The sequence below is a fragment of the Bacillus sp. PK6-16 genome (genome assembly GCF_056530295.1).
This window is the reverse complement of sequence record NZ_CP096511.1, coordinates 1,257,735-1,272,916: the sequence shown is the minus strand read 5'-3', so window position 1 is coordinate 1,272,916 and position 15,182 is coordinate 1,257,735. Positions and strand designations below refer to the sequence as shown.

Below are 15,182 nucleotides of genomic sequence, written 5' to 3'. Positions count from 1 at the left end.
ACTGGGAAAGGTATTTATACATATAGTAGGATGTAGATGAAGAAATAAGATAATAAAAAGCTCGCATAAGCGAGCTTTTTATTAATATACAGATGTATTGTTTTCTGACATGTTTTCTAAAATTTCTTTAACACGTCCTAAGAACTTACCACAAATTAAACCATCAAGTACTCGGTGATCAAGTGATAAACATAAGTTAACCATATCACGAGCACCGAACATACCGTTATCCATAATTACTGGGCGTTTTACAATTGATTCAACTTGTAGAATAGCCGCTTGTGGGTAATTAATAATACCCATAGATTGAACAGAACCGAATGATCCTGTGTTATTAATTGTAAATGTTCCACCTTGCATTTCGTCTGCTTTTAACGATTTCGTACGTACTTTTCCTGCAAGTTCTGTAATTTCACGAGCGATACCTTTAATTGTTTTCTCGTCCGCTTGCTTAATTACTGGTACAAATAGTTCTTCCTCTGTTGCAACAGCGATAGAAAGGTTAATATCTTTCTTCTGAACAATTTTATCGCCAGCCCACATTGAATTAATTTGAGGATACTCTTTTAACGCTTGTGCTACTGCTTTTACGAAGAAAGCAAAGAACGTTAAGTTAAAGCCTTCACGCTTCTTAAAGTCACCTTTAATTGAGTTACGGTATGACACAAGGTTTGTCACATCTACTTCAATCATCATCCAAGCATGTGGTGCTTCGTGTTTACTACGTAACATGTTTGCTGCGATTGCTTTACGCACACCTGTTACTGGAATTTCGATATCTCCAGGCATTGTAGGTACAGAAACTGGTTTCGCAGCTTCTACTTTTTGCGCTACTGGTGCTGCTTTTGGTGCTTCTGGGCGAGCTTCTACTACTGCCGCTACAGCTTCCTCTTTCTTCGCCGCACCTGCTTGCGGAATATTTCCAGATTCCACTAGCTTTAAAATATCTTTACGAGTGATACGGCCGTTTGCTCCCGTACCTTCTACTAGATCTAAATCAACGTTATGCTCACCCGCAAGTTTTAACACAGCTGGTGAAAAACGTGGTTTTCCATCAGTTGGTTGTTTTACTTTCGGTGCTTTTTCAGACGTAGCTACTTCCGCCTTTGGTTCTTCTTTTGTTTTTTCCTCAACAGCTGTTGCTGCTACTTCATCTGCGCCTTCTACTTGAATCACACAAACTACTTCACCTACAGCTAACGTATCACCTTCACCAGCGATTAACTCTTTCACAATCCCCGTGAAAGAAGATGGTACTTCAGCATTTACTTTATCAGTCATTACTTCTGCAAGCGGATCATACTTGTTTACGTGATCGCCAACATTAACGAGCCATTTACTAATTGTGCCCTCTGTAACGCTCTCCCCGAGCTGAGGCATTGTAATATTTTCTACAGCCATGTATAGTCCCCCCGATTAAAATTCCGCAAGTTCACGCATTGCTTTTTCAACTTTATCTGGATTTACCATAAAGAATTTTTCCATTGTTGGTGCATATGGCATTGCTGGAACGTCTGGACCTGCAAGACGTGCGATTGGCGCATCTAAATCAAATAGACAGTTTTCAGCAATAATTGCTGCCACTTCACTCATAATGCTTCCTTCTTTATTGTCTTCTGTTACAAGAAGAACTTTACCTGTTTTAGAAGCTGCTTCAATGATTGCTTCTTTATCTAATGGATATACAGTACGTAAATCAAGAATGTGTGCAGAGATGCCATCTTGTGCTAACTTTTCAGCCGCTTGAAGAGCAAAATGAACACATAATCCGTACGTGATAACTGTAATATCATCACCTTCACGTTTTACATCTGCTTTTCCGATTGGTAATACGTAGTCATCCTCCGGCACTTCACCTTTAATTAAACGATATGCACGTTTATGTTCGAAGAATAATACTGGATCTTCATCACGAATGGCTGCTTTTAATAAACCTTTTGCATCATATGGTGTAGAAGGGATAACGATTTTTAAACCTGGTTGGTTTGCAAACATCGCTTCTACAGATTGCGAATGATACAATGCACCGTGAACACCCCCGCCAAATGGTGCACGGATTGTAACTGGACAAGTCCAATCATTATTAGAACGATAACGAATTTTTGCTGCCTCAGAAACAATTTGGTTTACTGCTGGCATGATGAAATCAGCAAACTGCATTTCAGCGATTGGACGCATCCCATACATTGCCGCACCAATTGCTACTCCAGCAATTGCAGATTCTGCAAGCGGTGCATCAAGCGCACGATCTTCACCAAATTGATCATACAAACCGTGTGTCGCTTTAAACACGCCACCTTTTTTACCAACATCTTCTCCTAAAACGAATACTTTCTCATCGCGTTCCATTTCTTCGCGCATTGCTAATGTAATAGCATCAATATAAGACATTACAGCCATGAAACGTTCCCCCCTATTCTGCGTATACGTGCTTCAATGCATCTTCAGGTGCTGCATACGGAGCATTTTCTGCATATTCTGTTGCTTCATTTACGATATGCATAATTTCATCTAACATTTGTTTTTCCGATTCCTCAGTTAATACACCAGCTTCTTTTAAATAAGCCGCGAATGTTATAATTGAATCTTTTTTCTTTGCTTCTTCTACTTCTTCTTTATCACGATAAACACGATCATCATCGTCACTAGAATGTGCTGTTAAACGATATGATACTGTTTCAATTAAAGTTGGTCCTTCACCACGACGACCGCGATCTGCTGCTTCTTTTACAGCTTTATATACTGCAAGTGGATCGTTTCCGTCTATTGTATATCCAGGCATACCGTAACCAATCGCACGATCTGATACGTTTTTACATGCTAATTGTTTTTCAACTGGAATAGAGATTGCATATTTGTTATTTTCACACATAAAAATAACAGGTAGTTTGTGTACACCAGCAAAGTTTGCCCCTTCATGGAAGTCACCTTGGTTTGAAGAACCTTCTCCAAATGTAACGAACGTTACTAAATCTTTCTTCTCCATTTTTCCAGCTAGTGCAATACCAACTGCATGTGGTACTTGTGTTGTTACTGGAGATGAACCTGTAACAATACGATTTTTCTTTTGACCGAAGTGACCAGGCATTTGACGACCACCAGAGTTTGGATCTCCAGCTTTCGCAAAAGCAGACAACATAAGCTCTTTAGCTGTCATACCAAATGCTAGTACAACACCCATATCACGGTAGTATGGTAATGCATAATCTTTCTCTCTATCAAGAGCGAACGCCGCTCCAACTTGTGCAGCCTCTTGTCCTTGACAAGAAATTACGAATGGAATTTTACCAGCACGGTTTAATAACCACATACGTTCGTCAATTTTACGTGCAAGTAACATCGTACGGAACATTTCTAATACTTGCTCATCACTTAAGCCAAGCTCTTCATGGCGCTTTTCTTTTACTTCTGCCATTTTTCATAACCTCCTAAATCCACATTTTTATGCGTGTAACGCTCTTCCATCTACAGCAAGTGCTGCTTCACCAATCGCCTCAGATAATGATGGATGCGGATGAATTGTATGTGCTACTTCCCAAGGTGTTGCATCAAGTACTCTTGCAAGACCCGCTTCAGAAATCATATCTGTTACATGTGGTCCAATCATATGAACACCAAGAATGTCATTTGTCTCTTCATCAACTACAAGTTTTACGAAACCATCTGATTCTCCGTATACAAGTGCTTTTCCGATTGCGCGGAATGAGAACTTACCTACTTTTAACTTATAGCCTTTTTCTTTCGCTTCTTGTTCTGTTAAACCGACAGAAGCAACTTCTGGACTGCTATATACGCATTTTGATACCATAGAGTAATCAATTGGTGTAACTTCTTTCCCTGCAATATGTTCTACTGCAGCAATTCCTTCATGAGAAGCAACGTGAGCAAGTTGCAGGCCACCGATTACATCTCCAATTGCGTAAATATGCGATTCTTTCGTTTGATAAAACTCATTTGTTTGAATGTATCCTTTTTCCACAACGATATCTGTGTTCTCTAAGCCAATATTTTGCGTATTCGCTTGTCTTCCTACAGATACAAGCATTTTTTCTGCTTTAAATTCTTTATTTTCACCGTTGTGTTCAGCTTGGATTGTTACTCCATTATCTTTTACCAATGTTTCTGGTAATACTTTTGCACCAGTTACCACTTTAATACCTTTTTTCTTGAATAGACGTTGCATTTCTTTTGAAACGTCTTGATCTTCTAGTGGTAATATCGTTTTCGCATACTCTAATACTGTAACTTCTACACCGAAGTCAGCAAGCATAGATGCCCACTCAATACCGATTACACCGCCACCAACGATAATAATCGAACTAGGAAGCGTTTCCATTTTTAGGGCATGATCTGAAGACATTACGTACTCTCCGTCTAATTCTAAACCTGGTAATGAATTTGGACGAGAACCTGTTGCAATAAGTACATTTTTTGGAATTAACATTTCATTCTCTTCTCCACTTGCAAGTTCAACTGAAATTGTCCCTGGCATCGGAGAGAAAATAGATGGGCCAAGAATACGGCCAATACCTTCAAACACATCAATTTTACCTTGTTTCATTAAGTGTTGAACGCCTTTATGAAGCTGCGTTACAATCTTCTCTTTACGCTCTTGTACTTTCGCAAAGTTTAGTTCTACATTGCTTGCAATAACTCCGAACTCTTCGCTTTTTTTAGCAGTTGCATATACTTCCGCACTACGTAAAAGAGCTTTACTAGGGATACATCCTTTGTGTAAACAAGTACCACCAAGATTTTCTTTTTCGACTAGTGCAGTTTTTAACCCTAGTTGTGATGCACGAATTGCAGCAACATATCCACCAGTACCGCCGCCAACGATGACTAAATCATATTCTTTTGCCATTATCTCAACCCCTAGCTACCGTTTCTTTTTCACGTACAACATATTCTTTTGGAGCTTCTTCTTCACGTAATACACGAAGTGCTCCTTCTGCTAACGCTTCTAACTCATCTTCGCCTGGATGTACGATAACATCTGCAATCCAGTCCACTCGCTCTTTTATTTCATCGACAAGAATTTTACTGTATGCCAGTCCACCAGTTAATACGATTGCATCGATTTTCCCGTGAAGTACAGCGCTAGCTCCGCCAATCTCTTTTGCAACTTGATATGCCATTGCTTTATAAATAAGAGTTGCTTCAGGATCACCTTTTTCAACCATTTTCTCTACTTTAATCGCATCATTTGTACCGATTAAACTTACAAGTCCACCTTGTCCGACAAGCTTTTTAATCATTTCATCTCGGTAATACTCACCAGAGAAACACATTTCTACTAGTTGCCCTACTGGTACTGTACCAGCACGCTCTGGACTAAATGGTCCTTCTCCGTTTAAACCGTTATTCACATCGATTACTCTTCCTTTTTTATGAGCACCAACTGTAATACCACCGCCCATATGTGTAACTAATAAATTTAAATCCTCATATTTGTGGTTTAACTGTTCGGCTACTTTACGAGCAACTGCTTTTTGATTTAATGCATGGAAGATACTTTTACGTTCCATACCAGCAATACCACTTATACGAGCAACTGGCTCCATCTCATCTACAACGACAGGATCCACAATAAATGCAGGAATGTTTAATCCAGAAGCAATTTCATATGCTAAAATGCCTCCAAGGTTTGAAGCGTGATGACCGCTAAACCCATTTTTTAAATCTTCTAACATCGCATCGTTTACTGTATACGTACCGCCTTCGATTGGACGAAGTAATCCACCACGTCCACAAACAGCGTTTAATTTTGAAATGTTAATACCATGAGAATGTAGAACTTCTAAAATCGTTTCTTTTCGAAACTCATATTGGTCGATAATTCGCTTGTATTTCCCAATCTGTTCTACGTCATGACGAATCGTTTCTTCTAAAACGGGTCTTTCATTATCAAAAACACCAATTTTTGTGGATGTACTACCTGGGTTAATAACAAGAATTCGATTTACAGACAATGTTGCTACCTCCACTAATAAATTCAAAAGGAAGTGGAAACCTCATAAGAGGTAACCACGCCTTTTGTAAAAGTTATATATGAATGATTAGCGACGGCTAATAATATCGTGACCGTTGCGTAAGTAAGTGCTACGAGAATTTTTCAAGCTTGCAATGCGCTCTTCAGCTAGACGATCTGCCGCTACATAAGTTGCTATGCCATCGCGTTTTGAAATTTCGATTACTTTTGCAATTGTGTCATAAATAGACTCAACACGTTTTAGTGCACGTTCTCTATTGTATCCATATAATTCGTCTGCTACGTTAATTACGCCACCTGCATTAATTACATAATCTGGTGCGTATACAATACCCATTTCATGAATGATGTCACCGTGACGATTTTCTTTTAATTGGTTATTTGCAGAACCTGCGATTACTTTTGCTTTAAGTTGTGGAATAGTTTCATCATTAACTGTTGCGCCTAATGCACATGGTGCGTAAATATCGCATTCAACACCGTAAATTTCATTTGGTTCAACTGCTGATGCACCGAATTCTTCTACAGCACGTTGTACAGCTTCTTTATTAATATCTGTAACGATTAATTTTGCTCCTTCAGCGTGTAAATGTTTGCATAGGTGATATGCTACGTTACCAACGCCTTGAACAGCAATTACTTTTCCTTCTAAATTGTCAGTACCGAAAGCTTCTTTTGCAGCTGCTTTCATACCACGGTAAACACCGTATGCAGTTACTGGAGATGGGTTACCAGAAGAACCGAATGATGGTGAGATACCTGTTACAAAGTCAGTTTCTTCATGGATAATATCCATATCATCTACTGTTGTACCAACATCTTCAGCTGTAATGTAACGTCCGTTTAGTCCTTGGATATAACGTCCTAGTGCACGGAACATTGCTTCGCTCTTATCTTTACGAGGATCACCGATAATTACTGTTTTCGCACCACCTAAGTTTAAACCAGCTGCTGCGTTTTTGTATGTCATCCCTTTTGCAAGACGCAATGCATCTTCAATCGCCGCTTCTTCAGAATCATATGTCCACATTCTTGTTCCACCAAGAGCCGGTCCAAGTGTTGTATCATGAATTGCAATAATTGCTTTTAAACCAGATTCTTTATCTTGACAAAATACTACTTGCTCATAATCATATTTTTCTAAGTATTCGAAGATTTCTAATGTCATTGTCGTTTCCCCCTAATGTTTTACCCTTTTTGGTTTATTTTGAAGCAGTCGCAACTGCCAATGCTAATGAATATACTTTTGTTTCTGCTGAATCAGCACGAGATGTTAAAACAATCGGTGCTTTTGCGCCAGCAATCATTGCTCCTACTTTTGCATCCGCAAAGTATACGAGTGATTTATATAGCACATTTCCAGCTTCAATCGTTGGGACGAGTAAAATATCTGCCTTACCTGCTACATCACTTACTATGCCTTTATGCTCTGCTGCAATTTGTGATACTGCATTATCTAAAGCAAGTGGTCCATCAACGATACAATCTTTAATTTGTCCGCGGCGATTCATTTGTGTTAACATCGCTGCATCAATTGTCGTCTGCATCGCTGGATTCACAACTTCTACTGCTGCAATTGGTGCCACTTTTGGCAAGTCGATTCCTATTGCCTGGGCAACTTCTACAGTATTTTGTATAATAGCAGCTTTTTGTGTTACATCAGGTGCGATGTTCATCGCTGCATCTGTAACGAAAATAAGACGATTGTAATTTGGAACTTCAAATGCTGCTACATGTGAAAGTACGCTACCTTTACGTAGGCCCCACTCTTTGTTTAACACAGCCTTCAAAATATTCGCTGTTGGGATGTTCCCCTTCATAAGCACGTCTGCTTCACCATTTCTCACAGCTTTAACAGAAAGTTCTGCAGCCTCTGCACTAGACATTGCTGCAATCACTTCAACATGTTCTGAAGTTTGTAAACCATGTTCTTGTAGCATCCCCATTATTTTTTCTTGATTTCCATATAGACGAAATTGAGCTAGCTGTAATTTAATTGCTTTCGCTACAGCTTCAATTACTTCATGATCTTCAGCGACTGCTACAGCCACAGTTTTTTTAGGCTGTCCTGCTGCTTGATCAATTAAGTATTCTAACTTCATATTTTGTAATCAACCCTTTCCGTCGTCCCTCGTCTATTTATAAAGCAAATACCGTGCCAACTTTTAAAAGTGGTCTTACCAATAATGAAAACGCATTCAAAATGCAGTAAAATCAATACTTTGGAAAATAACAAAAGATTCTGTCTTATTTTGTCACTTTTTGTATACCATGCAATAAATTGCACGGTACGCAATTTATTGCATGCTATTTTTTGCATGGTCATACTTTTCTAGCTTGTAATATAAATTTCGAACGGAAATTCCTAACGCTTTTGCAGTTTGCGTTTTATTCCCATCAAATCTCTCCAAATATTCATGAATAATATTCCCTTCAAACTCTGTCACTAAATGTTCAAGTGGCTTTTCTTCTAATTCAGGTAATAAATGTGATTGCTTTGACTCCACCTGCTCTTCGTTATGTAATGGCGGTAAATGGTGTACATCAATATAGGTCTCGTTATAATTCATAAAGATAATAGCTCTTCCCAGAATATTTTCAAGTTCCCTCACATTCCCTGGCCATTCGTATGATTGTAAATATAAAATAGCTGAATCAGTGAGCCCTTCTACATTACGACCGTAATCTTGATTAATTTTTTGAATCAATCTGTCCGCAATTGTCGGTATATCTCCTTTACGTTGACGAAGAGATGGAATTTGAATTGGGATTTTATTTAATCGATAATATAAATCCTCCCTAAACTTCCCTTCTAGAATAGCCTTTTCTAAATTCACATGCGTCGCTGCAATTACTCGAACATTAATAGGTATCGCTTTCGTTCCACCAACTTTTACAATTTCTTTTTCCTGCAGTACACGAAGGAGTTTCGCTTGTGTATTTGCAGATAACTCCCCTATTTCATCTAAAAAAATACTACCGTTATTTGCTTCCTCAAAGAACCCACGTTTCCCGCCTCTTTTCGCTCCAGAAAACGCCCCTTCCTCATAACCAAATAATTCACTTTCTAACAATGTCTCCGAAATGGCCGCACAGTTTACACGGACGAACTTATTGTATTTTCGATTACTTCCATTATGGATTGCATGTGCAAACAATTCTTTACCAGTCCCAGATTCACCGCGTAACAGTACTGTTGCTGGTGTATTTGCTCCTAGCTTCGCCTGTTCGATAGCTGCCGTTGTTTCATCTGAATTCCCGACAATATCATCAAATGAATATTTCGCTTCTAATGTGCGAATAATTTGCCTTGCTCTATTTAATTCATTTGTTAACTTTTGAATTTCCGACACGTCACGGATAACGCCGACGCTTCCTTTCAATATTCCATCCACAATGACTGGTGCCACGTTTACAATTACATCGCGCTTTTTTTGCCCAATCTTCATATGTATTCCGCGCACCGCACGACGCGTTCGAAGTACTTTCATATGCATACTTTCGCCTTCTACAATATCAGTTGTAGCAGGCTTCCCAATAATATCTTCTTCTGTTAAACCCGTTAATTTCGTATATGCCGGGTTAATGACTAAACCTCTTCCTTTTTCATCCACAACCGAAATTGCTTCTTCAGATGAGTTAATAATTGCCTCTAATAGTGTTTGAATTTCCTTTAAATCTGTAACTTCTTCCGCTAAATCTACAACTTCTGTTATATCTTTAAAAATCGCAAATGCCCCTTGTACCTCTCCGCCCTCTTTTAATATCGGTATACGCGTTGTAATAATTTTCTTTCCATTCTCTAATGTTAGTTCATAATTTACTTCTATTTGTTTCGTACGTATAATGCGAAGTAATTTACTAGTTGGAATGACTTCTAAAATATATTTTCCTATCGCCTCTTCTTTTTTATATCCGATAATACGCTCTGCACTTTTATTAAAAAGACGAACTTGTCCCTCTCGATCAATTACGATCATGCCGTCATGTGTAGAATTTAAAATTAATTCTCCTTGTTGCGTTTGTTCCTCTAATCGCCCAATTAGCCCTTCCTTCTCATGCGCTAATCCTGTAACAATTTTTGCGATATCACCTGGTATAAGAAGAGTGTCTTTTTTCTTTTTTTCCAATAAAACCTTATGCACATCATCTTCACCTGTCATATCAAATATTACATCGATATGCATAGAAAGAAATGGAGTTACGCTTTCTCCAATTGCAATCCCGTATTCCTTAGCAATTTGTATTCCTTTTGCCAACGGATTTATATCAATAATCCCTATAATTTGAAATATATTCGAACTTTGTAACAGATTCAGCAGTGCGCTCCCGCCTTCACCTGCACCAACAATTAATACTTTTTGTTTCATATATTCCACTTCCTCTCGAAGTAACTCTGCAAATTTTTTCACACCCTTATCTTACTCGTTCAGCACCCTCTTGACAAACCCCCTTTCCTTATAACATCATTAAAATATACGAAATAATCTGAAAAGGAGCGTTATGTATGCAGCGTTACGTTGCTCTACTATTAGCACTCATCCCTATTTCATTAGCTGTGTTTGGTATAAAGTTAATGAGAGATACTGTATTCGGGATTCTATTTCCACCAATCTCTATACTGTGGTTACAATTTTTAATCGGCGCTCTCTGCTTCGGGCTCGGGTTTTATATCTTCGGTGGCTTCGTCTTGCACCGAGACCGTAAACGAAATAAAGTACAAGCTCGCTTTAGAAGATAGGAATGCCCCACTATTTATAAATAAAAAAATGAGACCGTTACACGCGGTCTCATTTTTTTATTGGAATTAACGTTCTTGCCGTTTCAGGGTAATCAGTAATAATCGCCGATATATTCATATCAAAATATTTACGCATAAGCGTTTCTTCATTAATTGTATAAGGGCGAACCTCTACACCACTTTCCATCGTTAGTTCGGCAATAGCATCTTGAAGGTAACGATAATTCGGATGTACTGCTGTAGCCCCCATTTTTTTCGCGTATGCCCACGGACTATGCAAACCTTCGCGATATAAAATTGCTGTTTGAATATCAGGAGCCATCATATGGCACCGTTTCATACTGTAGTGATTAAACGAAGAAAATATAACACGATCCTCTAGACTAAATTTCCGTACAAGCGTTATAACTTCTTCCTCTAAACCTCTGTATGGAATTTTATTATTTTTAAGTTCAATATTAAGTAGCAAACTCGTTTGTGCAAGCCATTCTAATACCTCTTCTAAAAGTGGTATTTTACAAAAACCTACTTTATCACCAAATTTATAACTTGCATCTAACTTGCATAAGTCCTCATATACATAATTCCGAACCGCACCTTTTCCATTTGTTGTCCGGTCCACCGTTTCATCATGAATGACGACAACTTTTCCATCTTTCGTTAATTGAACATCAAGTTCAATTCCATCCGCTCTAAAAGACTCAGCCGCTTCAAATGAAATCATTGTATTTTCTGGGTACGTTCCAGCCGCACCACGATGTGCAAATATAAGAGTCATCCTCACTCCCCCAATCTTATGCTATACTATACGAAAAAGGAGGTACTTCTATGAGACCATTACAAATCTCTCCAGATACTGCAGTCCGCTTATCAAAAGCACTAGGTGTTCCACTTGAACAACTCATGCATATGCCGCAGCACATTTTAATTCAAAAGCTAGTTGAATTAGAAAAACAAAATAAAGACGAAGAATAATACAGTCCTGTTTTGCAGGACTTTTTATTATTTTCTATTATATCACGGATGCCTTTCCTACTAAAATCCTTTAACAGATGTACTACGATGTGATTTAGCCGTTCCTTCATCATTTAATAATGAATCACATCTTTTCTTTTTTTGTTACACGTCATAAAGAAAGCAGACCATTTATTTATAAGTCCCCATTACGTCCTTAAAACACGATCATAAAAAAACTAGAGAAGTCCTTTATATTATTTTTTATTGAACGTGCGGAGCATCCCCTGATTCGTATAGTTCTTTCGCTTTTTCCTCCCCGAATGTAGTTAAAATATAATGTTGCTCTTCTAACGCATCCATTGCTCTAGTTGCTTTACAAACGCTATCTTCTTGCGCATCCGAGAAATAATTGTGATCTTCTACAATTTTACTAAAATCTTTTTTCGCCCATCTATCAGCAATTGCTAAAAGTTCATTTTTCTTCGCAAAGCTACTCTTATTTATAATTTCTTTTAATTTTTTAGCATTATTTTGAATCATTGGGATAGAGCCCGATTTTCGTTCTGCCACCACTTTTTGATGAGTCATGCGATGCATCGCTGTAATGACTTCGCTTTCAATAGAATTTCCAGTAACATACACATCAACAAAGACCCCATCTACCTCTCTACCTACTATTGTTTGGTCTTCTTTTTTATCTATTTGAGCGCTCACTTCTTTATCTACTGGATTATCTGCAAGTTCTAACATTCCAAATGTAACTGCAATAGCAAGAACTCCCATAGCTGCTACTATTCCTAGCCAAGTTGAAATTTTATTTTCCATTCCCCTGCTCCCTATCTATATCTATTTTATTGCCTTATAAAAACTCACTTACATGTAATATTACTGAAAATAGGTTTTATTTTCCACACTATCAAATAATCTCTTTTTCCCAACAAAATAAAAAGACCAACGAATTATAATATTCATTGGTCTTTAAATAAAAAGTTCATTGGTTTTAAATTTGATATCGAGTATCAATTTCAAGAATTATTAAGCTTTACTAAAGCTTAAATTCCTTACTACTTTTACTCTCAACTAGCTTTATGTTCAAGTCTCAGCTTATCCGCAACCATTGCGATAAACTCAGAATTCGTAGGTTTTGCTTTTGACATGGATACTGTATAACCGAATAAGGACGAAATAGAATCAATATTCCCACGGCTCCAAGCTACTTCAATTGCGTGACGAATTGCGCGCTCCACACGGCTTGCTGTGGTATTATATTTCTTTGCGATATCTGGATACAATACTTTCGTAATCGATCCTAATAATTCGATATCATTGTATACCATGGAGATTGCTTCTCGTAAATACATATATCCTTTAATATGAGCGGGTACACCAATTTCATGAATGATACTCGTAATACTCGCATCTAAGTTTTTCGGTTTTCCATCTACTGTTGTTGCTGATCGGAATGATGGTAGTGGACGCTTAATCATAGCGTTTGCTTTACCACTCACTTGACGAATATGACTCGTTAAATTCTCCATATCAAATGGTTTTAATATGAAATATGAGGCACCTAAGTCAACTGCTTTTTTCGTCACATCTTCTTGCCCGAATGCTGTCAACATAATTACGCTAGGCTGTTTTAACCTTTCAATATGTCGCATTTTTTCCAATACAGCTAAACCATCTAAGTGTGGCATAATAATGTCTAAAACGAGTACATCAGGTTGCTTATCTGTTAATAAGTTTAAACACTCTTGACCATTATAAGCAGTACCGATTACTTCCATATCATCTTGAGCGGCTACATAGCTCTCTAACATTGATACTAATTCTTTATTATCATCCACAAGACATACTTTAATTTTCTCCACAGCTTTTCCTCCCTTACCGAATCGATTCTCCGACATGTGTATCCTTCTAGGCTACATGAATTGTTCGACAATTGTGTGAAAATTCCCTTTTAAAGTTTCTTACTTTCCGATAAAATCACAAAAAAATATGTTTATCGTTCATTTATTCCCTTTCGCAACACATTCCATCATAGAAATACAACGAAACGTTCAACCCTTTCCTTTTATTTTACAACAAAAAACACCTCTTGCGGAGCTTTTACAAAATTTCAACGAATTTTTCAACAGAAAAAGCGAGCTAATAATATATATTAGCTCGCTTTTTTCTCTTGATCATAAATATTAATTCCAGCTTGATGTAACATCCATTCAATATGAACACCATATCCTGATGTTGGATCATTTACAAATACGTGTGTAACAGCACCAATTACTTTTCCATTTTGTACAATTGGACTTCCACTCATTCCCTGTACGATACCGCCCGTTTTCGCTAATAGACGTTTATCTGTTACTTTTATTACCATACCCTTTGTGGCTGGGAATTTTTGTTGCACTGTACTAACAACTTCAATATCAAACGCTTCTACTTTATCTTGATCAATAACTGTTAATATTTTTGCCGGTCCTTCTTTTACTTGATGAGATAATGCGATAGGCATCGCTTTATCCATTATACCGTTTTTCATATTCGTATTTAATTTTCCAAAAATACCATATGGACTATTAATTGTAATATTGCCAATCACTTCACGGTCTGGTGAGAATCTTGCTAATTTCTCCCCTGGATTCCCATGACTACCTCTTTCAATTGATGTAACTGTCGAGCGCATAATTTGTCCATCTTCGACTTGAATCGGCTTTTTCGTATCATTATCAGAAATAACATGACCAAGTGCCCCATATTTCATAGAATCTGGATGAACAAATGTCATCGTTCCAATTCCAGCTGCCGAATCACGGATATACAAGCCAATTCGATAAGACGATTCACCGTTGTCTTTTTGTGGAGTTAGCTTCGTACGAATATATTTTCCATCTCTTAACAATACAAGATTAAGCGGTTCACCTGTTTCTCCACTATTATGAATAAACGGTGCTACATCACTCATTCTTTCAATTGTTTTACCATTAATTTCAGTAATCATATCTCCAATTTGTACACCTGCTATTTCACCAGGAGATATTTTACCTTTTTCAGTTTGAATTAAATGATGGCCTACAACAAGTACACCTTTTGTATTTAATTTCACACCAATTGATTGTCCACCTGGAATCACTTTAAAATCTTTTAACACTTTCACATTTACTTTTTTCACTGGAAAACCAGCAAGCTGAAATACCATATCAGCTTCACCATTTTGATGAGAATTTACCATAAGTCCTTGTTTTTGTTCATTCGAACTCACTGTAAATACATGACGATTTGTGGATGAAGCTTTGAAAACTGGTAATGATGATATTTCTGATCGTTGTCCTTCAAAAACAACAAGTTGTTTCGGTGATGAAATAAACGTTCGAAGCGGTTTAAAACATCCAATAAAAACTAAAGAAACAAGGAGACAAAGACCTATTATTTTTCGAAATTTTTCTAATTTCAACTTGTTCACTCTCCTCGCTCCTACCCCACATTCAGCCTCTT

Annotated in this window: 14 protein-coding genes; 2 read left to right on the top strand and 12 right to left on the bottom strand. The window is 37.6% G+C overall.

The features are described from left to right. Positions 1 to 81: 81 nt before the first annotated feature. The 8 genes from M1D66_RS06635 to M1D66_RS06600 all read right to left on the bottom strand — a co-directional run bounded on the left by M1D66_RS06635 (position 82) and on the right by M1D66_RS06600 (position 10,362). Positions 82 to 1,401, bottom strand: coding sequence for a dihydrolipoamide acetyltransferase family protein (locus M1D66_RS06635; RefSeq protein WP_000257660.1), 1,320 nt, complete (start codon positions 1,399 to 1,401; stop codon positions 82 to 84). 15 nt (positions 1,402 to 1,416) lie between these two features. Then, positions 1,417 to 2,400 carry a 3-methyl-2-oxobutanoate dehydrogenase subunit beta gene (gene bfmBAB, locus M1D66_RS06630; protein WP_000290071.1) on the bottom strand — a complete coding sequence of 328 codons (984 nt, stop codon included), beginning with the start codon at positions 2,398 to 2,400 and terminating at the stop codon, positions 1,417 to 1,419. Positions 2,401 to 2,413: 13 nt separating this feature from the next. Further along, positions 2,414 to 3,415: a 3-methyl-2-oxobutanoate dehydrogenase subunit alpha gene (gene bfmBAA / locus M1D66_RS06625; protein ID WP_000852551.1), complete on the bottom strand. Its 1,002-nt coding sequence runs from the start codon at positions 3,413 to 3,415 to the stop codon at positions 2,414 to 2,416. A gap of 27 nt (positions 3,416 to 3,442) precedes the next feature. After that, positions 3,443 to 4,864, bottom strand: a complete 1,422-nt coding sequence (gene lpdA, locus M1D66_RS06620; protein WP_001051289.1) for a dihydrolipoyl dehydrogenase — start codon at positions 4,862 to 4,864, stop codon at positions 3,443 to 3,445. 4 nt (positions 4,865 to 4,868) lie between these two features. Beyond that, positions 4,869 to 5,972, bottom strand: a complete 1,104-nt coding sequence (buk, locus tag M1D66_RS06615) for a butyrate kinase (RefSeq protein ID WP_000115780.1) — start codon at positions 5,970 to 5,972, stop codon at positions 4,869 to 4,871. A gap of 87 nt (positions 5,973 to 6,059) precedes the next feature. Beyond that, positions 6,060 to 7,160 (bottom strand): leucine dehydrogenase, encoded by a 1,101-nt coding sequence (locus M1D66_RS06610; protein ID WP_000171357.1) that lies wholly within the window; start codon positions 7,158 to 7,160, stop codon positions 6,060 to 6,062. 34 nt (positions 7,161 to 7,194) lie between these two features. Further along, positions 7,195 to 8,094, bottom strand: coding sequence for a phosphate butyryltransferase (gene yqiS / locus M1D66_RS06605; protein WP_242555067.1), 900 nt, complete (start codon positions 8,092 to 8,094; stop codon positions 7,195 to 7,197). 195 nt (positions 8,095 to 8,289) lie between these two features. Then, a complete protein-coding gene (locus M1D66_RS06600) occupies positions 8,290 to 10,362 on the bottom strand; it encodes a sigma 54-interacting transcriptional regulator (protein ID WP_242555066.1) in 2,073 nt (690 codons plus the stop codon). Positions 10,363 to 10,499: 137 nt separating this feature from the next. On the opposite strand from M1D66_RS06600, the gene M1D66_RS06595 reads away from it, so the two are divergent. After that, complete coding sequence (locus tag M1D66_RS06595; protein WP_001190211.1) at positions 10,500 to 10,733, top strand: DUF2627 domain-containing protein; 234 nt, start codon at positions 10,500 to 10,502, stop codon at positions 10,731 to 10,733. Between the two features lie 49 nt (positions 10,734 to 10,782). Here M1D66_RS06595 and M1D66_RS06590 read toward each other — a convergent pair whose 3' ends face one another. Further along, positions 10,783 to 11,511 carry a glycerophosphodiester phosphodiesterase gene (locus tag M1D66_RS06590; RefSeq protein WP_242555065.1) on the bottom strand — a complete coding sequence of 243 codons (729 nt, stop codon included), beginning with the start codon at positions 11,509 to 11,511 and terminating at the stop codon, positions 10,783 to 10,785. 50 nt (positions 11,512 to 11,561) lie between these two features. Between M1D66_RS06590 and M1D66_RS06585 the strand changes: the two genes are divergently transcribed. Next, positions 11,562 to 11,708: a YycC family protein gene (locus tag M1D66_RS06585; protein ID WP_001247671.1), complete on the top strand. Its 147-nt coding sequence runs from the start codon at positions 11,562 to 11,564 to the stop codon at positions 11,706 to 11,708. 243 nt (positions 11,709 to 11,951) lie between these two features. Here the strand turns inward: M1D66_RS06585 and M1D66_RS06580 are convergent, their stop codons facing one another. The 3 genes from M1D66_RS06580 to spoIVB all read right to left on the bottom strand — a co-directional run bounded on the left by M1D66_RS06580 (position 11,952) and on the right by spoIVB (position 15,150). Then, positions 11,952 to 12,515, bottom strand: coding sequence for a PRK06770 family protein (locus M1D66_RS06580; protein WP_086386152.1), 564 nt, complete (start codon positions 12,513 to 12,515; stop codon positions 11,952 to 11,954). A 251-nt stretch (positions 12,516 to 12,766) separates the two neighbouring features. Next, positions 12,767 to 13,561, bottom strand: coding sequence for a sporulation transcription factor Spo0A (gene spo0A, locus M1D66_RS06575; RefSeq protein WP_011110369.1), 795 nt, complete (start codon positions 13,559 to 13,561; stop codon positions 12,767 to 12,769). 290 nt (positions 13,562 to 13,851) lie between these two features. After that, complete coding sequence (gene spoIVB, locus M1D66_RS06570; RefSeq protein WP_242555064.1) at positions 13,852 to 15,150, bottom strand: SpoIVB peptidase; 1,299 nt, start codon at positions 15,148 to 15,150, stop codon at positions 13,852 to 13,854. Positions 15,151 to 15,182 lie beyond the last annotated feature (32 nt).

Excerpts from the sequence above, each read along its gene's own strand:
- M1D66_RS06635 (WP_000257660.1), bottom strand. The coding sequence starts at position 1,401 with ATGGCTGTAGAAAATATTACAATGCCTCAGCTCGGGGAGAGCGTTACA.
- bfmBAB (WP_000290071.1), bottom strand. The coding sequence starts at position 2,400 with ATGGCTGTAATGTCTTATATTGATGCTATTACATTAGCAATGCGCGAA.
- bfmBAA (WP_000852551.1), bottom strand. The coding sequence starts at position 3,415 with ATGGCAGAAGTAAAAGAAAAGCGCCATGAAGAGCTTGGCTTAAGTGAT.
- lpdA (WP_001051289.1), bottom strand. The coding sequence starts at position 4,864 with ATGGCAAAAGAATATGATTTAGTCATCGTTGGCGGCGGTACTGGTGGA.
- M1D66_RS06610 (WP_000171357.1), bottom strand. The coding sequence starts at position 7,160 with ATGACATTAGAAATCTTCGAATACTTAGAAAAATATGATTATGAGCAA.
- yqiS (WP_242555067.1), bottom strand. The coding sequence starts at position 8,094 with ATGAAGTTAGAATACTTAATTGATCAAGCAGCAGGACAGCCTAAAAAA.
- M1D66_RS06600 (WP_242555066.1), bottom strand. The coding sequence starts at position 10,362 with ATGAAACAAAAAGTATTAATTGTTGGTGCAGGTGAAGGCGGGAGCGCA.
- M1D66_RS06595 (WP_001190211.1), top strand. The coding sequence starts at position 10,500 with ATGCAGCGTTACGTTGCTCTACTATTAGCACTCATCCCTATTTCATTA.
- M1D66_RS06590 (WP_242555065.1), bottom strand. The coding sequence starts at position 11,511 with ATGACTCTTATATTTGCACATCGTGGTGCGGCTGGAACGTACCCAGAA.
- M1D66_RS06585 (WP_001247671.1), top strand. The coding sequence starts at position 11,562 with ATGAGACCATTACAAATCTCTCCAGATACTGCAGTCCGCTTATCAAAA.
- M1D66_RS06580 (WP_086386152.1), bottom strand. The coding sequence starts at position 12,515 with ATGGAAAATAAAATTTCAACTTGGCTAGGAATAGTAGCAGCTATGGGA.